Below are 22,288 nucleotides of genomic sequence, written 5' to 3'. Positions count from 1 at the left end.
GGGTTAGCTCAGCCGTCGAGGCGCCGCCGAACGGCGCTGAGCAGGGCGGCGGCGGTGAACGGTTTTTCCAGCAGCGCGACGCCGGGATCCAGGGTGCCCTGCGAGGCGAGCACGGGCTGCGCGTAGCCGGACATGTACAGCACCCGGGTGTCGGGGCGGGCGTCGACGAGCCGCTCGGCCAGTTCCTTGCCCAGCATCCCGGGCATCACCACGTCGCTGACCAGCAGGTCGATGATGCCCTCGTGCCCGGCGGCGAGTTCCAGGGCCTGGGCGCCGCCGTCGGCCGTCAGCACGTGGTATCCCGCACCCGACAGGATCCGGCCCGCGACGTCGCGCAGCGCGGCCTCGTCCTCGACCACCAGCAGCGTCTCGCCGTGCCCGGCGGTGACCACCTGCTCGGGCGCGGGAGCGACCGGCTCCTCCGTCGCGCCGGCGGGCAGCAGCACCGTCACGGTCGTACCCAGGCCCGGCTCCGAGGTCAGGCTGACGCTGCCGCCGGCCTGCGTGACGATGCCGTAGACGGTCGCCAGGCCCAGTCCGGTGCCCTCGCCGCTGGCCTTGGTGGTGAAGAACGGCTCGAAGGCCCGCTCGACGACCTCCGGGGCCATTCCCTGCCCCGAGTCGGAGACCCGCAGCCGGACGTAGTCACCGGGCGCGAGGTCGGGGTGATCGCCCACCGCCAGGTGGGAACAGGCGGTGTCGATCACCAGGTTGCCGCCGTCCGGCATCGCGTCGCGGGCGTTCACCGCGAGGCTGACCAGGAGCTGCTCGATCTGACCGGGATCGCAGGTGACCGGCGGCAGCATCTCGCCCGGCCGGGTGATCAGGGTGATGTGCTCGCCGATCGCGCCGCGCAGCATCGCCTCGCTGTCCGCGATGACCTCGTTGAGGTCCAGCACCCGCGGGCGTACGACCTCCCGGCGGGCGAATTTGAGCAGCTGGTGGGTCAGGTCGGTGCCGCGCTGGCCGGCCCGGATGACCTGCCGCGCGTCGTCGGCGATCGCCTTGAGGTCCGGCGCCGGCGCCTCGGCCTCCTCGATCACGAAGTTGGCGTAGTTCACGATCACGCCGAGCATGTTGTTGAAGTCGTGCGCGATGCCGCCCGCGAGCTGCCCCAGGGCCTCCAGCCGCTGGTTGCGGTGCTCCTGCACCTCGCCGCGCTGGCGTTCGGCCTCGGCCTGCAGCCGATGGCGCTCGGTCACGTCCCGGATGACCGCGACCGTGACGCGCGCCTGCGGCGTCTGCACCCGCGACAGCGAGGCCTCCGCCGGGAAGGACGTGCCGTCGCGCCGGCGTATCCGCAGGGCCACGATGCCCATCAGGCCGGTGCCCGGTCCCCGCTCGTCGGCTTCGCGCCGCAGATCGGCCAGGGTGGCAACCCCGTCGCCGTGCAGCAGCAACGCGTCGCCACGCTGACCGAGCAGCTCGACCCGAGGCCAGCCGAGAACCTCCTCGGCACGGTCATTGACCAGGACGATGTGCCCCTCATCCAACACCAGGATCGCGTCCGGCGCGGCCTGCAGCAGACCACTGGACAGCTCCTCGGACCACTCCACCTGCACACCCCCGTTAGGCCGAGGCTAACGGCTCGATCGGGGGACAAAGGGCGAAATCCGCTATCCCCGGGCGACCAGGGCACGCCGCACGTCGTCATCGCCGTCCATGACCACCCGGCGCAGGATCGAGGAGAGCTCCGGCGTCGCCAGCAGCTCGGCGGCCAGCTCCCGGGTCCGCGGGCCGACGACCACCGACGGGTACGCCGCGACGGCCACCCGTTCCCCGCTCATTCCGGTACGCCGGCGCAGCATCTCCGGCATGTCGGCGAAGTAACGCGGCACGTACGCGGCGGTCAGCGCGAGCTGTTCCGGCTGCCAGAAGCCGTGCGCGGTGGCCTCCAGGATCCGGTTCGAGGCCGACATGTCGTTGATGATCAGATTCCAGGCCCGGGCCTTGGCCTCGGCGTCCGGCAGCGCGGCCCGGCAGAGCGCCGCCTGCTGCTCGCCGGTGGCGCTGAGGTCCGCCGCCAGCGCCGCCTCGATCTCCTCCGGGCCCGCCGCGCCGAGCACGACCAGCCGGTACAGGATCAGCCAGCGCAGGTCGTCGTCGACGGTCATGCCCGCCGGCACGTCCTGCCCCGTCAGCCAGCCGCTCAGCCGCGCCACGTCGACGCTCGCGCCGATCAGGCCGCGTACCCCGGCGAGCTGGCGGGAACCGCCCGGCTCGGCCGCCGTCAGCAGCCGGTCGCTGGCCTGCGCGAGCATCTCCAGGGCCGCGGGCCGCAGCTCCGGGGCCGGATAGCGGTCCACCAGCGTGCGGGTCATCCGCAGGACGTCCTCGACCAGCGCCACCTCGCTCTCGACCGGCAGCGCGGCCAGGACCAGCGTGACCAGCTCCGCGACCGGCCGCTCGCCGTCCACGACGGCATCGATGGTCGCTCCCCAGAGCAGCGCGCGGGCCAGCGAGTCGTCCAGCAGGGGCAACATCAGGGGTACGGCCTCAGCCGACGCGTCGTCCAGCCGGATCTTGGCGTACGTGAGATCGCCGTCGTTGATCAGCAACAGGTCCGCGGCCGGCTCCCCGGTCAACTCGGGCAGCGGGGTACGGCCGCCGTCCACGGCCGGGTCGACGTCCGCCTCCAGCAGCCGGCGCCGCAGCACCACCCCGTCGGCGCCCCGGTCGTAGAGGCCGATCCCGATCTTGTGAGGCCGCAGCGTCGGATAGCCCGCCGGGGCGGTCTGCACCAGGCTGACCGCCGCATACCGGCCCTGGGCGTCCCGCTCGACCTCGGCGCGCAGGGTGTTGGCCTGGGCGCGGCGCAGCCAGACGTCGGCCCAGCCGGTCAGGTCCCGGCCGGAGGCCTTCGAGACGGCGGCGAGCAGGTCGGCGAGGGTGGCGTTGCCGTACGCGTGGGCCGCGAAGTGCTCGTTGAGCCCGGCCAGGAACGCTTCGTCGCCGACCCAGGCGACGAGCTGGCGCAGCACCGCCGCGCCCTTGGCGTACGAGATGCCGTCGAAGTTGAGCAGGGCGAGCGCGGTGTCGTCGACGTCGGTGGGCGCCACCGGATGGGTGGACGGGCGCTGGTCGGCCCGCATGCCCCAGGCCTTGCGGTGCATCGCGAACGTCGTCCAGGTCTCGGTGAACGTGGTCGCCTCGGCGGTGATCCGGGTGCCCAGGTATTCGGCGAACGACTCGTTCAGCCACAGGTCGTCCCACCAGGCCATGGTGACCAGGTCGCCGAACCACTGGTGCGCCATCTCGTGCGCGATGACCGTGGCCCGCTGCTCGCGCTCGCCGTCGGTGACCGCGGACCGGTGGATGAACTCGTCGCGGAAGACGACCAGGCCGGGGTTCTCCATCGCGCCGAAGTTGAACTCGGGGACGAAGGCCTGCTGGTAGTGGCCGAACGGATACCGGACCTCGAAGATCTCGTGATAGCGGTCCAGGCACTGCCTCGTGATCGTGAAGATCTCACCGGCCTGCTCGTCGAGGTGCTCGGCGAGCGCCTGCCGGCAGTAGAGGGCCAGCGGGATGCCGTCGTGCTCCTCGGTGCGCACGTGGTACGGCCCCGCGATCAGCGAGACGAAGTACGTCGACAGCGGCTTGGTGGGGGCGAACCGGAACCGCCCGCCCTCGGCGGCGCCGGCCGGCTCCCCGTTCGCGGCGACGAGCCAGCCGTCGGGAGCGGTCACCGCCAGCGTGAACGACGCCTTGAGGTCGGGCTGGTCGAAACAGGGGAAGATCCGCCGGGCGCCGTCGAGGAACATATGGGCGTACAGGTAGCCGCGGCCGTCGGCGGGGTCGGTGAAGCGGTGCAACCCCTCGCCGGTGTTCGAATACCTCATCAGGGCCTCGACGACCAGCTCGTTCCGCCCCGCCAGGCCGGTCAGGGCCAGCCGCTCGGCGGCGAGCGCGGCCGGGTCCACCGGCGCGCCGTTGAGCGTGGCCGAGACCAGCTCGGCGGGCTCCAGCTCGACGAAGGTCGTGGCGCCCGGCTCGGCGGTGAAGCGCAGGACCGTCCGGGACCGGAAGGTGTCACCCTCGGCCGTCACATCGAGATCGATGTCGTATCCGGTGACGGTGACGGTGGCGGCCCGGGCGTTGGCCTCGGCGCGGGTCAGGCTCGGCATCCGCCCATCATGCCGGTCCCGTGGTCACGACGCAGTTCGACTCCCGGCGAGGCGGGAAACTCGTGCCGGGGGCGATTTCTCAAAGCACACGCTGAACGGGTTGCCGACGTACTCGCCGAAGACCGGGATCGGGACGTAGCCCGCCGAGCGGTACAGGCCGATCGCCGCCGGCAGGTAGGTGCCGGTCTCCAGGCGCAGCACCGGCCGGCCGTCGGCCAGCGCCTCCTCCTCCAGCGCCACGATCAGCTGCCGGGCGATGCCCCGGCCGCGGAACGCCGGCCGCACGTACATCCGCTTGAGCTCTGCCACGCCGGGCTCCAGCGGCTGCCACGCACCGCACGCCACCGCCCGCCCGTGCAGCACGACGACCAGATACGAGGCGTCGTCGTGCGGCAGGTAGCTGACGCCATCGAGCCCGCCGTCGGCCTCGCTCAGCTCCTGCTGCTGCGCGATCACCAGGGCGGCCAGTTCGGCGTCGGAGGGGGCACGCGATTCGATCAACACGCTGGTCACCCTAGGCGTGGTCCGTTTCCGCCGGGTTGCGGGGATCTGGCCGCGACCCGGCGAACGGCCTACTCGTCGTCGTCGTGGTCGACCAGGACGGGCTTCGACGCCATCGAGACCGACGAGATCGTCCCGTCCTCGGCCATGTGCAGCAGTTCGTCGTCGCCGCGGACCCGGCGTGCCTTGCGGGCCGCCAGCCGGGCCGCCGCGCTCGCCCGGGTGTTGGTCTCCTCCAGGCGGATGTCGGTGCCGCGCGGGCCGGAGACGTACTCGGCCGTGTTCGGCTGCCAGTCGAACTCTCGATCGCCGATCCGGACCGGGCTGCCGGCCTGGGCGCCCTGCTTGGCCAGCGCCGCCTCGACGCCGAGGCGGTCGAGCCGGTCGCCGAGGAAGCCGATGGCCTCGTCGTTGTCGAAGTTCGTCTGCCGGACCCAGCGCTCGACCTGGAGGCCCCGGACGACGTAGACGCCGTCGCCGTCCACCTCGATGGTGAAGCCCTTCTCGTCGACCGCGCGGGGCCGCACCACGGTCCGGGTCGCCTCGGGGGCGGGCGCCGCCAGCCGGTGCCCCGCCACGGTCTCGGCCAGGGCGTACATCAGCTCCTTGAGGCCCTCGCGGGTCACCGCGCTGACCTCGTAGACCGGCATGCCGCGGGCTTCCAGCTCGGGGCGCACCATCTCGGCCAGGTCGCGCCCGTCCGGGATGTCGATCTTGTTGAGCACGACCAGCCGCGGTCGCTCCTCGAGCCCGCCGTACGCGGCCAGCTCCGCCTCGATCGCGTCCAGGTCGGCGAGCGGGTCCCGCTCGATCTCGGGCGCGGCGGAGTCGAGCACGTGCACCAGCACCGAGGTCCGCTCGATGTGCCGCAGGAACTCCAGCCCCAGCCCCTTGCCCGTGGCCGCGCCCGGGATCAGGCCCGGAACGTCCGCGACGGTGAAGGTGTGTTCGCCGGCCTGCACGACGCCCAGGTTCGGCACCAGCGTGGTGAAGGGATAGTCGGCGATCTTGGGCTTGGCGGCGGACATCACCGCGATCAGCGAGGACTTGCCCGCCGACGGGAAACCCACCAGGCCGACGTCGGCGACGCTCTTGAGCTCGAGCACGACGTCGAGCTGGTCGCCCGGCTCGCCCAGCTCCGCGAAGCCGGGGACCTTGCGCCGGGCGTTCGCCAGCGAGGCGTTGCCGCGCCCGCCGCGCCCGCCGCGGGCCACCTCGAAGGTGGTCCCCCCGCCGATCAGGTCGGCCAGCACCTCGCCGTCGGGGGTCTGCACGACTGTGCCGTCCGGCACCATCAGGACCAGGTCCTTGCCGTTGGCGCCGTCGCGGTGGGCACCCGCGCCCCCGGTGCCGTTCGGCCCCTTGACGTGCGGGTGGAAGTGGAAGTCCAGCAGGGTGTGCAGCTGCGGATCGACGACCAGGATGACCCCGCCGCCGTGCCCGCCGTTGCCACCGTCCGGGCCGCCGAGCGGTTTGAACTTCTCCCTGCGGACGGAGGCACAGCCATGTCCGCCGTCACCTGCCTGCAGGTGCAGCACGACCCGGTCGACGAACGTTGCCACTGCGTCTCCTAGCTCAAAAACTCAAAAACCTGAAAACAACAGCGGGCCGCGGACCCGAGAGGTCCGCGGCCCGCTGTGACGTGGTGCTTACTCCGCCGCGACCGGCACGATGCTGATGGTCTTGCGACCCCGCGTGTGGCCGAAGAGCACATTGCCCTTGGCCAGCGCGAACAGCGTGTCGTCGCCGCCACGGCCGACGAGCTCTCCCGGGTGGAACTTCGTGCCACGCTGGCGGATGATGATCTCGCCCGCGTTGACCAGCTGGCCGCCGAACCGCTTGACGCCCAGCCGCTGGGCGGCGGAGTCGCGGCCGTTGCGGGAGCTGGACGCACCCTTTTTGTGAGCCATGGCTGCCCCTACTTCCCGCTCGTGATGCCGGTCACCTTGACGCGGGTCAGCGGCTGACGGTGCCCCTGGCGCTTGTGGTAGCCGGTCTTGTTCTTGAACTTGTGGATCCGGATCTTCGGACCCTTGGTGTGCTCGGCGATCTCGCCGGACACCGTCACGCTGGCAAGCTTGGCCGCATCGGTCACCAGGTTGTCACCGTCGACGAGGAGCACCGCGGCGAGGGTCAGGGCGTCGCCGGGCACACCCGCGAGCTTCTCGACCTCGATCACGTCGCCCTCGGCAACCTTGTACTGCTTGCCGCCGGTCTTGACGATCGCGTACATCGACGCGGACTCCCTGAGACTTACGCAGCGAACTGAGCTGCTGGCGGATGTTGAGATCCTCGCGCCCGTCTAGGAAACCGGAGCGCGCACGGAACAGGCGCACGAAAATGCGCCGCTAGAAAGACTACTTCATCGCACGCCCCGGACCCAAACCGGGGATCGATCAGCCCTTGCCGCAGGCCTTGTCGAGGGTGCCCCGCAGCTTCGTGAGCAGGGCCGCGTCCATCTTCAGCACGTCGCCCCTGAGCGTCGCGACCTGCTTGCCCATGTCCGCCAGCGCCGCCTTGAGCGCGGGCTCCGAGGCCAGCTTCGACATGTCCGTCAGCGCGTACGCGTAGTTCTCGACGTCCCGGGTGGTCTTGGCCTTGGCCTTGGCCACCTGGTCGGCGTCCTGCGCCGACTCGGCGTCGATGCGCAGCTTCAGGTCCTCGGCGAAGGTCCCGGCCGCGTCGGCGCCGGTCTTCGCTGCCTGCTGGCAGATCGCGTCGCTGTTGCCCGCCAGGGCCACATCACCCGGGCCCGGCCCGGCAGCCGGGGCCGAGCTGGTGGTGGCGCCGCCGACAGCCGGGGCGGACGCGCCGGAGGCGAGCGGAGCCGGCGCCGCGGTGGTGCCGGCCTGGTCGTCGGACGAGCAGCCGGCGCCGAGCAGCAGCAGGGCGCCGCTCACGGCGGTGGCGCACAGCAGGCGTCGCATCGAGATCGGCACTCCTCGCAGGTCGGCCCCGGACGGCAGCACGAGGGTAGCCGAGATAGCTCAGTGCGGCTGCGCCGGGCGGCCCAGCGGGGAGATCCCCGCCGAGGCCGCCCGGCCACCACTCAGGGGCGGGTTCGCCGCCGGGTGCCACCGCGCCGCGAACGACGCCGGGCGCCCGCGCCGGCACCCACCGGCTCGTCGTCCTCGCCCTCGCCGTCGCCGTCCTCGTCGACCTCGTCCGGGTCCTCCGCCGCGTCCGGGTCGTCCGAGCCGGTCAGCCGCATCGGCTCGGCCGGATAGCCCGCGCCGTTGGTGCCGGAGTCGTACCGGGACAGGTCGTAGCCGCTGATGTCGTACTCGTCGTCGGAGGCCGCCGCGGCCGCCGGCGCCGAACGCGCCACGATCCCCGAGCCCGCCGCCGGCGCGGCGATGCCCGACCCGGCGCTCGGACCGGCCGGCAGACCCGCCACTTCCGCGGCCGGGTCCTCGGTCGTCCGGTCGCGGACGGCCGGCTCGACGGCAGCCGTCCGCACTGGAGCAGCCTCCACCGAAGCCGCTTCCGCCGGCGCGGCCTCCACCACGGCCGGCTCGGCCTCGACCTCGGCCGAGGACTGCTCGCCGCCGCCACGCCGACGGCGCGACTTGGTGCTCGGCTGCTGCACCGGCGCCTCGGTGCGGGCCGCCGCGGCGACCGCCTTCACCTGGGTCGCCGCGCCCGGCACCCGCTTCTCGGGCACCGGCTCGGTGTGGATGATCAGACCGCGGCCCTTGCAGTGGTCGCAGGTCTCGGTGAACGCCTCCAGCAGGCCCGCGCCGATCCGCTTGCGGGTCATCTGCACCAGGCCCAGCGAGGTGATCTCGGTGACCTGGTGCTTGGTCCGGTCGCGGCCCAGGCACTCGGTCAGCCGGCGCAGCACCAGCTCACGGTTGTTCTCCAGCACCATGTCGATGAAGTCGATCACCACGATGCCGCCGATGTCGCGCAACCGGAGCTGACGGACGATCTCCTCGGCCGCTTCCAGGTTGTTGCGGGTGACCGTCTCCTCGAGGTTGCCGCCCGCACCGGTGTACTTGCCGGTGTTGACGTCGACCACCGTCATCGCCTCGGTGCGGTCGATGACCAGGTGACCGCCCGAGGGCAGGAAGACCTTGCGGTCCAGGCCCTTGAGGATCTGCTCGTCGATCCGCTTGTCGGCGAAGATGTCGGCCGTCCCGACGTAGCGGTGCAGCCTGTCCAGCAGCTCGGGAGAGACCGATTCGAGGTAGCTCTCCACCTCGCCGTAGGCCTGCTCACCCTGGATGACCACCTCGCGGAAGTCCTCGTTGAACAGGTCCCGGACCACCCGGATGACCAGGTCGGGCTCCTCGGAGAGCGCCGCCGGCGCGTGCCCCTCGGCCGCCCGGGCCTGGATGTCGTCCCACTGCGCCTGCAGCCGCTTGACGTCGCGGGCCAGCTCGTCCTCGCTGGCACCCTCGGCAGCCGTCCGCACGATGACCCCGGCGCCGTCCGGCACCAGCTTCTTCAGCACGTCCCGCAGGCGCTTGCGCTCGTTGTCGGGCAGCTTGCGGCTGATCCCGGAGGCGTTGCCGTTCGGCACGTAGACCAGGTGCCGGCCGGAGAGCGCGATGTGGCTGCTCAGCCGGGCGCCCTTGTGCCCAATCGGGTCCTTGGTGACCTGCACCAGCACCGAGTCGCCGGAGCGCAGCGCCTGCTCGATCGAGCGGGCCCGGCCCTCCAGCCCGGTGGCGTCCCAGTTGACCTCGCCGGCGTAGAGCACGGCGTTGCGGCCGCGGCCGACGTCGACGAAGGCCGCCTCCATGCTCGGCAGCACGTTCTGCACCTTGCCGAGGTAGACGTTGCCGACCATCGTCCCGGACGTGGAGCGCGAGACGTAGTGCTCCACGAGGACGCCGTCCTCGAGCACCGCGATCTGGGTGCGGTCGGGCTTCTGCCGCACGACCATGACCCGGTCGACCGCCTCGCGGCGGGCCAGGAACTCGGACTCGCTCAGGATCGGCGGCCGGGTGCGGCGCTGCTCGCGGCCGTCCCGCCGGCGCTGGCGCTTGGCCTCCAGCCGGGTCGAGCCGGACACGCCCTGGACCTCGTCGGAGCGCTCGCGGGTGCGCGGCTCGCGGACCCGGACGACGGTGTGCACGCCGTCCTCGATGCCGCCGGTCTCGTTGTCGCCGGCACCCTTGCGACGCCGGCGGCGCCGGCGGCGGGTGACCCCGTCGCCGTCCTCGGCGTCCTCCTCGTCCTCGGTCTCGGCCTCGGCGTCCGCGGAACCCTCGGTGCTGGTCTCCACGTCACCCTCGGCCTCGGCCTCGGCGTCGTCGCCCTCGTCCAGCGGGCCCTTGCCGCGACCCCGGCCACGACGGCCGCGACGGCGACGACGGCGGCTGTTGCCGTCCTCGTCCAACTCGTCCTCGGCGCCGTCCTCGACGTCGTCGGCGGTCTCGTCGACCTCCTCGAGCGCGGGCTCGACGACGTCGGTGACCTCCGCCTGCTCCTCGGCGGCCGCACCACGGCGACGACGGCTGCGGGTCACCCGGCGCGGCGCCTCGGCGGCCTCCTGCTCGACGGGCTCCTCGGCGGGCGGCTCGTCGGCGATGATCTCGTCGGCGGGCGCGGCGACGGGCGCCACGGCACCACGACGGGCCCGGCGGGGCGCGGGCTCGGCCTCGGGCTCCGGCGGCATGAACAGCACCGCCGGCGGCAGGGAGGCGGCCCTACGACTCCTGCTGCGGGGTGCCGGCGTCTCCTCCACCAGGTCGTCGTCGAGTGGCAGCACGCCGATCAGCGGCGCGGCCGGCTCCACGACCGGCTCCACGACCGGCTCGGCGGCGACGGCCTCGACGACCGGCTCTTCGACAACCGGCTCTTCCTCGGCGGCAGGCTCTTCCACCACCGGCTCGACCGGCGCGGCAGGTGGCACCGCTTTCTTGCGGCGGCTGCGGACGGCCTTCACCGGCGCGACCGGCTCACCGTCGGTGGGCAGGCTCTCCGCCACCACGGCGGGGTCCTCGGCGACCGGTTCGACCGCCGCAGGTGCGGCAGCGGGCGCGGCTGCCTTGCGACGCCGGCGGACCGGGGCCGCGGGGGCCTGCTCCACCGCCGCGTCGACGGCGCCGGCCGCCTCGTCGGCGGCGCCCGGCTCTACGCCGGGTGCGTCCACTGCCGGTGCGGCAGCGGGCGTCGCCTTACGTCTCGGGGCACGCGTACGGCGCGCGGGAGTGGTGCTCTCGGCGGCATCGACGGAAGGAGTCGTGACTCCGTCCCGTTCACCGCCCTGTGGCTCGTTATCGAGCATGGGGCGCTCTCCAGTTCTGGCGGCCCCGGGCGCGGGTAAGCGCTGCCACGCAGGGTCGCCGCAAGTATTTCGGCCCCGACCGTGTCGGACGGGCTGCCGAAGTCTGCCAACGTGGACGCCGACCGAACGGTCAGAGCCCTCCGATGGTGGCGCCCTCGCGATCCGCTTCCAACGGATCGACGATCTCCCCCTGCGGCGTGAGAGTGCCCTGCGCCAGCCGGGTAACCCGTGCGGGCACCGGCGGCTCCAGGCCAGCCACCACACGCAGGCCGGAAAGGACGTCATCGGGTCGCACGGCGGGAGTCACCTGCCGCACGACAAGGTCGATTATCGCACACGGTGCGGCCGCGGCCCCGGAAGGTGCGCCAGACTCCTTGGTCACAGCGAAGACGGTCACTGCGGACCGCGCGTCGAACGACCGCCGGCCCTGCTTCGTCATGCGCTCGACCAGCACCTCCTCGGCCGCCAGGAACGCCGCGACGGCGTCGGCCGCGACCTGCGGCTCGACCTGTGGCAGCTCCACCAGCCAGCGGGACGCGTTGATCCGGTCGGCGAGGCTGCCCTCGGTGGCCACCACCGCGTCGAGGATGTCGATGCCGGGCGAGAGCGCGGCGTCCAGCGCGGCGCGCAGCTCGGCCGGGTCGACCTCGGCCTGCAGCCCGATCTCCAGATATTCCGCCTCGCTGCCCACACCGGTGGGCGCCGCACTCGCGTACGAGATCTTGGGGTGCGGGGTGAAGCCCTGGGAGTAGGCGATCGGCACGGCGGCCCGGCGCAGCGCGCGCTCGAAGGCCCGGGCGAAGTCCCGGTGCGAGGTGAAACGCAGCGGTCCGCGCTTCGCGTAGCGAAGGCGGATGCGCTGCACGACCGGGGCTTGCCCACCCACGGGCTGGTTCTTGGCGATCTTCTTGCCCTTCTAATGCGTGTGCGCGGGCGAGCGGAGGCCGTTCGTCGGCGTCAGCGGGAGCAGCTTCTTGCCGGTGGGGCCGATCTGGATCTCGGTGTCCATCGACGGGCAGACGCCGCAGTCGAAGCACGGGGTCCAGCGGCAGTCGTCCTGCTCGAACTCGGTCGTCGAGTCCTGCCAGTCCTTCCAGAGCCAGTCCTTGTCCAGGCCCGAGTCCAGGTGGTCCCAGGGCAGCACCTCGAGCTGCTCGCGCTCGCGGGTGGTGAACCAGTCCAGGTCCACCCCGAAGGCGGGCAGCGTCTCGGCGGCGGCCTCGACCCAGCGGCTGTACGAGAAGTGCTCGCTCCAGCCGTCGAAACGTTGGCCTTTGTCCCAGGCTCGCCGGATCACCGCACCGACCCGGCGGTCACCGCGCGAGAGCAGGCCCTCGATCAGCGAAGGCTCGCCGTCGTGGTAGCGGTAACCGATGGCCCGGCCCAGCGACCGGTCGCTGTTGATCTCCTGCTTGAGCATCCGGAGCCGGTTGTCGATGACCTCCGGGCGCTCCATGGCCGCCCACTGGAACGGGGTGTGCGGCTTGGGCACGAACGCGCCGATGGAGACCGTGCACTTGATGTCCTTGGTGCCGGTGGCGATGCGCCCGGCCTTGATGACCTCGTGCGCCATCCGGCCGATCTGCAGCACGTCGTCGTCGGTCTCGGTGGGCAGGCCGCACATGAAGTACAGCTTCACGCTGCGCCAGCCGTTCGAATATGCCGTGACGACCGTCCGGATCAGATCCTCCTCGGTCACCATCTTGTTGATGACCTTGCGGATCCGCTCGGAGCCACCCTCGGGGGCGAAGGTCAGGCCGGTGCGCCGCCCGTTGCGGGACAACTCCTGGGCCAGGTCGATGTTGAAGGCGTCCACCCGGGTCGAGGGCAGCGACAGCGACACGTTGGTGTCGGCATACTGCTCGGCCAGGCCGGAGCACATGTCGCCGATCTCGGAGTGGTCCGCGCTGCTCAGCGAGAGCAGGCCGACCTCGGAGAAACCGGAGAACTCCAGGCCCTCCTTGACCATCTGGCCGACCGTGGTGATCGAGCGCTCCCGCACCGGGCGGGTGATCATGCCGGCCTGGCAGAACCGGCAGCCCCGGGTGCAACCCCGGAAGATCTCCACGGCATACCGCTCGTGGACGGTCTCGGCGAGCGGGACCAGCGGCTTCTTCGGGTACGGCCAGGCGTCGAGATCCATGGTCGTGCGCTTGTGCACCCGGAACGGCACGTCCGGACGGTTGGGCACGACACGCTGGATCCGGCCGTCGGGCAGGTAGTCGACGTCATAGAAGCGCGGCACGTAGATGCTCTCGGTGCGCGCCAGGCGCAGCAGCAGCTCGTCGCGGCCGCCGGGGCAGCCCTCGGCCTTCCACTCCCGGATGATGCCGGTGATCTCAAGAACCGCCTCCTCGCCGTCGCCGAGCACGGCGGCGTCGATGAAGTCGGCGATCGGCTCCGGGTTGAAGCTGGCGTGGCCGCCGGCGAGCACGATCGGGTGGTCCACCGTGCGGTCCTTGGACTCCAGTGGGATGCCCGCCAGGTCGAGCGCCGACAGCATGTTGGTGTAGCCCAGCTCGGTGGCGAAGGAGAGGCCCAGCACGTCGAAGGCGTGCACCGGGCGATGCGCGTCGACCGTGAACTGCGGGACGCCGGCTTCCTTCATCAGCGCCTCGAGGTCCGGCCAGACCGCGTACGTCCGCTCGGCCAGCACGTCGGGCTGCTCGTTGAGCACCTCGTACAGGATTTGCACACCCTGGTTCGGCAGCCCGACCTCGTACGCATCGGGATACATCAGAGCCCACCGCACCGTGGTGGCGTCCCAGTCCTTGACGACGGCGCCGAGCTCGCCGCCCACGTACTGGATCGGCTTGCTGACCCTGGGCAGCAGCTGCTCGAGCTGCGGGAAGACGGAACTAACGCTCATGGGGCACCAGGGTACGCGGCTCAGATAACGGGCTCACATGGGTTCTCCGCCGCGGGTAAAGCTCAGCCGCCTAACTCCGCCGCGGCCCGGTCCAGGTCGGTGGCCAGGAGATCATCCCGGAACGCGCACAGCTGCAGCGTCATCCGCGCGGCGCCGGTCGCACCCACCACCAGCCGGACCGGCGTGCTCTGCGCGTCGAGGTCGCCGACCAGCGCGTCGAGCAGCCGCACACCGGCGCTGTCCAGGAACGATACGGCCGTGAGGTCGATCACCACGGCGGCGGCCCGGCCGGTCCGGCGCACGATCTCGCGGCCGATCTCCGGCGCGTTGGCCAGATCGATCTCGCCCGCGAGCCGGACCAGATCGGCCTCGCCCAGCCTGGCGAAGGTCACCCACCGGTCGGTCACCGCTGCGCCTGCCCGCGGCTCCGCCGCATCGTCACCGTCGTCCCGGCGCCGTGCTCGAACGCGACCTCGTCCATCACCTTGCGAATGAGCTGCAGACCACGCCCGCGCGAGCCACCGGCCTCGGGCTCGGCCCAGACACCCTGGTCGGCGACCCGGACGTCGACGGCCTCCGGCGACACCGTGGCGACGATGTCGACCTCGCCCAGCGGATCGTCGCGGTAGCCGTGCTCGATCGCGTTAGCCACCGCCTCCGAGCAGGCCAGCAGCACCGCCTCGGCGCTCTCCTCGTCGACCGCGTGGGCGACCAGCCAGCCGCGCAGATCCTTGCGCAGCAGGGCGATCTGCACCGGGTCCGCGCCAATCGTGCGTTCCAGCCGCCGCTCGGTGCCCAGGGCCAGGCAGAGCAGGCAGACGTCGTCGGCGTGGTCCTGACCGACGAGCATGTCGGCGAGCGCGACGGTCAGCCCCGGCAGCGGGGAGTCGCGCTTGCCCGCGTACGTGCGGGCCAGCACCTCGAAGCCGGCGTCGATGCGGCGGTTGCGCCGCTCGATGAGACCGTCGGTGTAGAGCAGCAGCCGGCTGCCGGGCGGCAGCGGCATGCGCTGCTCGATCCTGGCCTGGCGGCCGGCCCGGGAGCCGAGCGCCCCGGACCGGGCCCCGAGCAGATAACGCGGCGCTCCACCCGGCTCGGCGAGCAACGGCGGCAGGTGACCGGCGCAGGCGTAGACCATCTCGTGGGCCGCCAGGTCGATCTCCGCGTACGCGACCGTGGCCATCCGGGCCGACTCGACCCGCTCGACGAACAGGTCAAGGCGTTCCAGCAACCGGGCCGGACCCGCCTCGGCCGAGGCCAGGGCGCGGATGGCGCTGCGCAGCTGGCCCATCGTGGTGGCCGCGTCGATGCCGCGGCCGACCACGTCGCCGACGACGACGGCCAGCCGGTCCGGTGTGATCAGGAACGCGTCGAACCAGTCGCCGCCGACCTCGAGGTCGTGCGCGGCGGCCTGGTAGTGCGTCTCCATCGCGAACCGGGGGTCCGTGGGCAGCTCACCGGCGAGCAGGCTGCGCTGCAGGGTCCGGGCGATCGTCCGCTCCTGCTCGTAGAGGCGGGCGTTCTCCAGCGCGAGCCCGGCCCGGTCGGCCAGGTCGGTGAGGAAGCCCGCCTCGGCCGCGGCCGTCCGCCGGTCCGGCGGCATCCGCAGCGCGAGCGTGCCGAAGACCCGGCCGTTGGCCACGAGCGGCAGTACGGCGCACTCGGCGTCGAGCCCGTCGGCGTCGGTGAACTGCGCCGTGCCGTCCAGCAGCACCTGCGCGACCCGGTCGGCCAGCCGCTCGGGGTCGGGCGCCGGCCCACCGGCGTCGGCGAGCACGCCGGCCTCACCGACCCGCAGCCGTACGGCGGCCCACTCGGCGATCTCGGGAACCATCCGCTCCACGAGCTTGTGGGCCCGCGGCCGGAGCCGGGGCAGCACCTCCAGCGCCCGGGTCGTCCCGGCCAGGAAGATCGCCCGGCTCTCCCGCCGGCGGGCGTCGTCGTAGAGCCGGGCCCGGTCCAGGGCCTGACCGGCCTGGTGACCGAGGAGGCGGACCATACCCAGCTCGCTGTCGCTGAGCTGGCGCGGCTCGGCGAAGTCGAACCCGAGCACGCCGAGCACCTCGACGGCGGCCGGATCGTCGGCGGGCGCCGCGGTCAGCGGCAGCAGCACGACCGTGCCGCGGGCGGTGCGGCGCATCGTGACGGCCAGCTCCGGAAAGTGCTCCTCGGCCTCGTCGAGCGAACCGATCACGTGCAGATCACCGCGCCGCGCCACCTCCGCGATCGCCCGCGACGAGCCACGCGGAATGTCGTCCCGGGCCATGCTCACGGAGTCGGTGCTGGTCACCGCCGCGAGTTGATCGCGGTCGCGGTCGGCGAGCCAGACGGTCGCCGAGTCGGCGCCGAAGGCCGGGCCGGGCGCACGGATGACGGCATCGGACACCTCGGCCTCGGTCGGCGCGGCGGCGAGATCGGCCACGATGCGCTGCAGCACCCGGACCCGCCGCTCGGACGTCTCGGCCGCCAGCCGGGCGGCCAGCAGCTCCTTCTCGTAGCCGCGCCGCTCGGTGGCATTCAAGATCATGATCCGGATGACCCGCGGCAGCCCCTCCGGGTCGCGGCCGAGGGTGGAGTTGACCAGGACGGGCAGCCGCTCGCCGTCGGCGCGCAGCAGCTCGAAGGCCATCTCGTGCACGTCGTTCTGCATGTTCAGCAGGGGTGCGTAGTGGGTCTCGTGGTAGATCTGGTCGCCCGTGCCGAGCAGGTCCCGGAACCGCCGCCGCCCGACCAGCTCACCGCGGGCGTAGCCGGTCCAGGCCAGGAACGTCTCGTTGACCTTGACGATCGTGCCGTCCGGCAGCGTGGTCAGATAGCCGCAGGGCGCGTTCTCGTAGAGATCCCCGGGCTCTTCCTCCCAGGGAACCCGCAGGTCCTGCGTCACGTCGGGCCCCCGCCGCCGGTCTGATTCATCGCTCTACAGAAAGGCCTTGATGGCGGCGATGGTCTCGGCCGGCGCGCTGAGATTGGGACAGTGCCCGGTCGCATTCATGGCCACCAGTGTGCTCCCGGGAAGGTTGTGATGCACATAATCGCCGACGACCGCCGGCGCGATGATGTCGTCGGCGCATTGCAGGATCAATGCCGGCGTACGGGATCCGCCCAGGTCGACGCGGTTGTCGGAGAGGAACGTCACGCGGGCGAACTTCTTGGCGATCTCCGGATCGGTGGCGCAGAAGCTGTTGGTCAGCTCGGCGCCCAGCTCGGGCCGCTCCGGGTTGCCCATGATGACCGGGGCCATCGCGCTCGACCAGCCCAGATAATTGCTGTCCAGCGACTCCAGCATCGCCTCGATGTCGCTCGCGTCGAAGCCACCGACGTAATCACCGTCGTTGAGGTATCGCGGCGACGGGCCGACCAGCACCAGCTTGGCGAAGCGGTCGGGCTCGCGGTTCGCGGCGAGCACCCCGATCATCGCGCTGACCGAATGGCCGACGAAGACGACATCCCGCAGGTCCAGCTCGTGCACGATCTCCAGGATGTCGTCGGCATACCCGTCGAGAGTGGAATATCGCTGCTCGTCGTAGGCGCCCAGATCGGACCGGCCGGCACCGACATGGTCGAAGAGCACGACCCGATGGGTCTCCAGGAACGCGGGCGCGACGAAGCGCCACATGTTCTGGTCGCAGCCGTAACCGTGCGCGAACAGCATCGGCTGGCCATCCGGCCGGCCGGTCACGGACACCGCGTTTCGCTCCGCCGTCCTCATCTCGCGCTCACCACCGGGTCACCATACGACTCCGTAAGGTCCGACACATCGCCCCCGGTGTCCGTTTTTCACGAGTGACACTCACCTCACCGGAGCCGTCGTGCCGGTCGATGGGGTGGCGGACCGCCTCTAACCTGGCGGAAGAAGCCCGGCAGCCGGGCGGCACGCGGACACGGGGCGAGCAGCGGAAGGAGATCGACGGATGGCCGACAAGCAGCCGGAGAATCCGGCCGCCCGGGCCCCGGAGCACGCCACACCCACCCGGATCGACGGACCTGGCCACGGACCCGGGGTGCCGGCAGCGCCGGACCCCACCCGGATCGACAGAGTGACGGCGCCGGACCCCACCCGCGTCGAGAGCGCCCCGGCCGACGGGGACGGTGCGCCTTCGACGCCCGCTCCTGCCGGGCCGGTCGCACCCAGTCCTGCCGGGCAGGAGGGCGCGCCTGCGCCGGCCTCGGGGTCGGCCCCTTCCGCTCCCTCCGCCGAGGCCAAGGTCGACGCCGAAGCCAAGGTCGACGCCGAGGCCGGTGCCGGTGGTCCAGCGGCCGATGGGACACGGGATAGCGGCGAGCTTGAGCCTCCGGCCCGCTGGAGCGGCTCGGCGGCCGTACCGCCCCATGTCCCGAAGCGCCCCTGGTGGTCGCGCCGCCGACCGGCAGGCGCGGCAGGCACGCCGAGCGCGGGGCCAGCAGGCGCGGCAGGCACGGCAAGCGCGGGGCCAGCAGGCGCGGCAGGCACGGCAAGCGCGGGGCCAGCAGGCGCGGTAGGCACGCCGAGCGCGGGGCCAGCAGGCACGGCAAGCGCGGGCTCGGCGGCGGGGGCAACAGCACCGGTCGACCCGTGGGCGGACAGCGAGGACTGGTCGGCCACTCCCGCAGTGGATCCGTGGGCCGATCAGGACACCCCCTGGCAGGCAGAGCTACCGTTCCCGGAGGCGATGCCGCCAACCCGGATCCAGGATGCGATGCCACCGACCCGGATGGACGCACCGCTACCACCGACGCGGATGGAGGCGCCGCTACCACCGACCCGGATGGACGCGCCCCTGCCGCCGACGCGTGCGGAATCACCCCGGCAGCCGACGCGTGCGGCGGCACCGCTGCCGCCGGCCCGAGCCGAGGCGCCCCAACCGCGCGGCCAGCAGCAGCCTGAGGGCCAGGCGGCGAAGCCCTTCACCTGGCCCACCGCCGGGCGATCGGCGCCCCCTGCGCCGCCGGCCGGTACGGGTGCGGCTGCCGGGCCGCCCCCGATCGCGTCCCCGCCGGTCGCACCGGCGGGTGCCGCCGGAAGCCCGCCACGCCGCCGCCGTTGGGGTCGCAAGAACCGCGCGAACCAACCGCCCCAGCCCCCGGTCAACCGCCTCCCGATTCAGCCGAGGCCACCAGCGCCACCGCCGGCCGCACCGGGCCGAACCGCCGCGGCCCGGCCCGCACCAACCTCGGCACCGTCCGGCCGACCCGCCCCACCGACCTGGGCACCGGCCGGCCGGCCCACCCCGCCGGCCTGGGCGCCATCGGGCCGGCCGGCGCAGGCAAGGCCATCCCAGGGCCGGAACAGCCCGCCGGGGCAAGCACAGCCACCCCACGGCCGGACCAACCAGCCGGAGGGGAAGCGCCCGCCGCCCGCACCACGCCGGAAGCGACGCTGGCGGCGCAACCTGTTCCTGTTCACGCTGGCCAGCTTCGTCTGCTGCTGCGGCGTACCCGCCTATCTCGCCTGGCCCGCCGCCCGGCAGTATCCGGTCTCGGCCGCCCTGCCGGCGACCGTGGCCGATCTTGATCTGCGCGACGACGGCGCGAGCCGTCGTGCTGTCGAGCAGCTGTCCGAGCAGTTGAGCGGGACCAGCCTGGTCCAGGGGGAGGTGTTCGCCGGCGTCTACGCGGACGGGAACGGCAAGCGGGTCACCGTCTTCGGCACGACCGGGTTGCGGTTCACCCCCGAGTCCGACGTCGAGGCCGAACTCGCCCACCTGACCAGCGAATACAAGATCAAGAGCATCGAGACCTTCGACCTGGGCGAGACCGGCGTGCACGAGCGCTGCGGGGTCGGCCGCTCCGGCGGCAAGGCCGTCGTCGTCTGCGCCTGGGCGGATCACGGCAGCCTCGCCACGGTGCTGCTGACCAGGCGTTCCATTACGGAAAGCGCGGAACTCACCGGCGTCCTACGCAGCGTGGTGCTGACCCGCTCATAGGACCGGACCGCTCATAGGACCGGACCCGCTCGCAGGACCCGGCCCGCTCTCAGGACCGGGCCCGCTCTCAGGACCGGGCCCGCTCTCAGGACCGGGCCCGCTCGGAGGACCGCAGCCAACCAGGGACCACGTTGAGATCTTGGTAACCAGTGGCCCCCAGGGGGACCAAAAGCTACCAAGATCTGCCAAAGCGGTCCGAGCGGGCTAGGCGGCCGGCGGCGCGCCGCGCGGCGGGGCGTATCTGGGCACGTACTCCTGGCCGGTGAGCTTCTGGATCTCGGCCATGACCTCGTCGGTCAGCTCGCGCAGCGCGGTGCGGTCGTCGCTGCGGCCCACCGTGGGGATCGGCGTGCCGAACTTGATCGTGACCTTGCCCTGGCCGGGCCGGGGCAGGCGCTGCCCGATCGGCTGCACCTTCTCCGTGCCGAGCATGCCCACCGGGATGATCGGCACGCCCGCCGCGACGGCGAGCCGTGCCACGCCCGTACGCCCGCGGTAGAGCCGGCCGTCCGGGGAGCGCGTGCCCTCGGGGTAGACCGCGACCATGTCACCGGCCTTGAGCACCGGGATCGCGCCGTCGAAGGCGGCCAGTGCGGCGCGGCCGCCGCCGCGCTCAACCTTGATCGCGCCGAGGCCCTCCAGCACGAACTTGGTGATGTTGGCTCTGAGGCCGCCGCCGCGGAAATACTCGGACTTGGCCCAGAACGCGATGTGCCGCGGCACGACGGCGCCGAGGAACAGCTCGTCGGCGACCGACAGATGGTTGCCGGCGAAGATCGCGCCGCCGGTCTTGGGGATGTGCTCGAGACCTTCGACGCGCGGCCGCCAGCCGAGTGTCATCACGGGACCGACAGTGATCTTGCCGATCGAGTAGAGCAGCGGCAACGTGTTCCTCCGGGCGGGACTACAAGAAAGTGTGTGGGGCGATGTGAGGTTAACGGAAACAGCCCGGAAAACTCCCGTCGAGTTACTCCCGGCCGGCTCGGCATTTGCCGCGCAATGCGGCAAATGCCGAGCAAGAGGCGGGATTCACACCGCGCGGGTGACCGCCACCGTCACGGTCTCGCCGTCGCCGACCTCGCCGCTGAAGCCGATCGCCGCCTCATCCAGGCTCAGCGAGGTCGCCAGGGTCTCCGCGGCGACGAAGTCCCGGTGCACCTCGACGGCCGCCGCGACCGCGGGCGGCGCCGCGACCCGCAGGGCGATCCGGTCCGAGACGTCCAGCCCGGCGTCCCGGCGGGCCTGCTGCACCACCCGGATCAGGTCGCGGGCCAGGCCCTCGGCCGCCAGTTCCGGGGTGACCTCGGTGTCGAGCAGCACCACGCCGCGGCCGGCCGGCAGCGGCGCCGAGTTCTCCGCGTCGGCGGCGACCAGCTTCAGCTCGTATTCGCCCTCCCGCAGGGTGACGCCGGCGGCGACGGGCGCGCCGTCGACGAGCTGCCAGTCGCCGGCCTTGACGGCCTTGATGACCAACTGCACCTGCTTGCCCAGGCGCGGGCCGAGGGCCCGCGGGACCACGGTCAAGATCTGCTGGGAGTACGCGGCCAGATCGGCACTGAGCCGCACGTCCTTGACGTTGACCTCGTCGGCGAGCAGGTCAGCGAACGGCCGCAGCGCGTCGGCGGCCGGGGTGGCCACCGTCAGCCTGGCCAGCGGCAGCCGCACCCGCAGCGCCCTGGCCTTGCGCAGCGACAGCGCCGCCGAGGCCACCTCGCGGATCGCGTCCATGGAGGCGACCAGCTCGTGGTCGGCGGGGAACGCGCCGGCGTCCGGCCAGTCGGTCAGGTGCACCGACCGCTCCCCGGTCAGGCCCCGCCAGATCTCCTCGGCGGTCAGCGGCGCGAGCGGCGCCATCACCCGGCACAGGGTTTCCAGGACGGTGGCGAGGGTGTCGAACGCGTCGGCGTCGCCGGCCCAGAAGCGGTCCCGCGAGCGGCGCACGTACCAGTTGGTCAGCGCGTCCAGGTAGGCCCGCACCGACGCCGCCGCGCCCGAGATGTCATATTCGTCGAGCTGGCGGGTGGTGTCCGAGACCAGCTCACTGGTCTTCGCCAGGATGTAGCGGTCCAGCAGATGCGTCGAGTCCGTCCGGAGGCGGGCCTCGTGACCTGCGGCGTTGGCGTACAGGCTGAAGAAGTACCAGACGTTCCAGGCCGGGAGCAGCACCTGGCGCACCGAGTCGCGGATCGCCACCTCGGTGACCGGCATGTCGCCGCCGCGCAGCACCGGCGAGGACATCAGCATCCAGCGCATCGCGTCGGAGCCGTAGGAGTCGAAGACCTCGTAGACGTCCGGGTAGTTGCGCAGGCTCTTGGACATCTTGCGGCCGTCGGCGCCCTGCAGGATGCCGTGGCTCAGGCAGTTGCGGAACGCCGGCCGGTCGAACAGCGCGGTGGCCAGCACATGCATGGTGTAGAACCAGCCGCGGGTCTGCCCGATGTATTCGACGATGAAGTCGCCCGGGTAGTGGTGCTCGAACCAGTCCTTGTTCTCGAACGGGTAGTGCACCTGGGCGAACGGCATCGACCCGGACTCGAACCAGCAGTCGAGCACCTCGGGCACCCGGCGCATGGTCGACTGCCCGGTCGGGTCGTCCGGGTTGGGCCGGGTCAGCTCGTCGACATACGGCCGGTGCAGGTCGGTGACCTCG

General features: G+C 72.2%; 16 protein-coding genes. 1 reads left to right on the top strand and 15 read right to left on the bottom strand.

Features of this window, described 5'->3' with window-relative positions; genetic code table 11:
• Window positions 1-8 precede the first annotated feature (8 nt).
• The 13 genes from DMB66_RS42605 to DMB66_RS42545 all read right to left on the bottom strand — a co-directional run bounded on the left by DMB66_RS42605 (window position 9) and on the right by DMB66_RS42545 (window position 17,444).
• Window positions 9-1,556: an ATP-binding protein gene (locus tag DMB66_RS42605; protein ID WP_125809810.1), complete on the bottom strand. Its 1,548-nt coding sequence runs from the start codon at window positions 1,554-1,556 to the stop codon at window positions 9-11.
• 60 nt (window positions 1,557-1,616) lie between these two features.
• Entirely contained in the window at window positions 1,617-4,127 is a 2,511-nt protein-coding gene (gene pepN / locus DMB66_RS42600) for an aminopeptidase N (protein ID WP_125809809.1), read from the bottom strand.
• A gap of 24 nt (window positions 4,128-4,151) precedes the next feature.
• Window positions 4,152-4,631, bottom strand: coding sequence for a GNAT family N-acetyltransferase (locus DMB66_RS42595; protein ID WP_125809808.1), 480 nt, complete (start codon window positions 4,629-4,631; stop codon window positions 4,152-4,154).
• A gap of 68 nt (window positions 4,632-4,699) precedes the next feature.
• On the bottom strand, window positions 4,700-6,190 hold the full coding sequence (gene obgE / locus DMB66_RS42590) for a GTPase ObgE (protein ID WP_125809807.1): 1,491 nt from the start codon (window positions 6,188-6,190) through the stop codon (window positions 4,700-4,702).
• An 87-nt stretch (window positions 6,191-6,277) separates the two neighbouring features.
• Window positions 6,278-6,538, bottom strand: coding sequence for a 50S ribosomal protein L27 (gene rpmA, locus DMB66_RS42585; RefSeq protein WP_125809806.1), 261 nt, complete (start codon window positions 6,536-6,538; stop codon window positions 6,278-6,280).
• A gap of 8 nt (window positions 6,539-6,546) precedes the next feature.
• Complete coding sequence (rplU, locus tag DMB66_RS42580; RefSeq protein ID WP_125809805.1) at window positions 6,547-6,861, bottom strand: 50S ribosomal protein L21; 315 nt, start codon at window positions 6,859-6,861, stop codon at window positions 6,547-6,549.
• A gap of 163 nt (window positions 6,862-7,024) precedes the next feature.
• Entirely contained in the window at window positions 7,025-7,555 is a 531-nt protein-coding gene (locus DMB66_RS42575; RefSeq protein WP_125809804.1) for a hypothetical protein, read from the bottom strand.
• A gap of 122 nt (window positions 7,556-7,677) precedes the next feature.
• Complete coding sequence (locus DMB66_RS42570) at window positions 7,678-10,866, bottom strand: Rne/Rng family ribonuclease (RefSeq protein WP_125809803.1); 3,189 nt, start codon at window positions 10,864-10,866, stop codon at window positions 7,678-7,680.
• 130 nt (window positions 10,867-10,996) lie between these two features.
• A complete protein-coding gene (locus DMB66_RS42565; protein ID WP_125809840.1) occupies window positions 10,997-11,731 on the bottom strand; it encodes a TIGR03936 family radical SAM-associated protein in 735 nt (244 codons plus the stop codon).
• 51 nt (window positions 11,732-11,782) lie between these two features.
• Window positions 11,783-13,735 (bottom strand): TIGR03960 family B12-binding radical SAM protein, encoded by a 1,953-nt coding sequence (locus DMB66_RS42560; RefSeq protein WP_125809802.1) that lies wholly within the window; start codon window positions 13,733-13,735, stop codon window positions 11,783-11,785.
• A gap of 62 nt (window positions 13,736-13,797) precedes the next feature.
• Window positions 13,798-14,142, bottom strand: coding sequence for an STAS domain-containing protein (locus tag DMB66_RS42555; RefSeq protein ID WP_125809801.1), 345 nt, complete (start codon window positions 14,140-14,142; stop codon window positions 13,798-13,800).
• Window positions 14,139-16,619, bottom strand: coding sequence for a SpoIIE family protein phosphatase (locus tag DMB66_RS42550; protein WP_125809800.1), 2,481 nt, complete (start codon window positions 16,617-16,619; stop codon window positions 14,139-14,141). Before DMB66_RS42550 ends, DMB66_RS42555 begins: the two co-directional genes overlap by 4 nt.
• A gap of 33 nt (window positions 16,620-16,652) precedes the next feature.
• Complete coding sequence (locus tag DMB66_RS42545; protein ID WP_125809799.1) at window positions 16,653-17,444, bottom strand: alpha/beta fold hydrolase; 792 nt, start codon at window positions 17,442-17,444, stop codon at window positions 16,653-16,655.
• Window positions 17,445-19,212: 1,768 nt separating this feature from the next.
• Between DMB66_RS42545 and DMB66_RS42540 the strand changes: the two genes are divergently transcribed.
• Window positions 19,213-19,638, top strand: coding sequence for a hypothetical protein (locus DMB66_RS42540; protein WP_125809798.1), 426 nt, complete (start codon window positions 19,213-19,215; stop codon window positions 19,636-19,638).
• A 204-nt stretch (window positions 19,639-19,842) separates the two neighbouring features.
• Here DMB66_RS42540 and DMB66_RS42535 read toward each other — a convergent pair whose 3' ends face one another.
• Complete coding sequence (locus DMB66_RS42535; RefSeq protein ID WP_125809797.1) at window positions 19,843-20,523, bottom strand: 1-acyl-sn-glycerol-3-phosphate acyltransferase; 681 nt, start codon at window positions 20,521-20,523, stop codon at window positions 19,843-19,845.
• Between the two features lie 144 nt (window positions 20,524-20,667).
• A partial coding sequence (locus DMB66_RS42530; protein ID WP_148112815.1) for a class I tRNA ligase family protein occupies window positions 20,668-22,288 on the bottom strand: 1,621 nt, incomplete at its 5' end.

The sequence above is a fragment of the Actinoplanes sp. ATCC 53533 genome, assembly GCF_003947245.1.
The sequence above is the reverse complement of the archived record's forward strand: the minus strand, read 5'-3'. Positions and strand labels throughout refer to the sequence as shown.

Excerpts from the sequence above, each read along its gene's own strand:
- rpmA (WP_125809806.1), bottom strand. The coding sequence starts at position 6,538 with ATGGCTCACAAAAAGGGTGCGTCCAGCTCCCGCAACGGCCGCGACTCC.
- DMB66_RS42560 (WP_125809802.1), bottom strand. The coding sequence starts at position 13,735 with ATGAGCGTTAGTTCCGTCTTCCCGCAGCTCGAGCAGCTGCTGCCCAGG.
- rplU (WP_125809805.1), bottom strand. The coding sequence starts at position 6,861 with ATGTACGCGATCGTCAAGACCGGCGGCAAGCAGTACAAGGTTGCCGAG.
- DMB66_RS42545 (WP_125809799.1), bottom strand. The coding sequence starts at position 17,444 with ATGAGGACGGCGGAGCGAAACGCGGTGTCCGTGACCGGCCGGCCGGAT.
- DMB66_RS42570 (WP_125809803.1), bottom strand. The coding sequence starts at position 10,866 with ATGCTCGATAACGAGCCACAGGGCGGTGAACGGGACGGAGTCACGACT.
- DMB66_RS42575 (WP_125809804.1), bottom strand. The coding sequence starts at position 7,555 with ATGCGACGCCTGCTGTGCGCCACCGCCGTGAGCGGCGCCCTGCTGCTG.
- pepN (WP_125809809.1), bottom strand. The coding sequence starts at position 4,127 with ATGCCGAGCCTGACCCGCGCCGAGGCCAACGCCCGGGCCGCCACCGTC.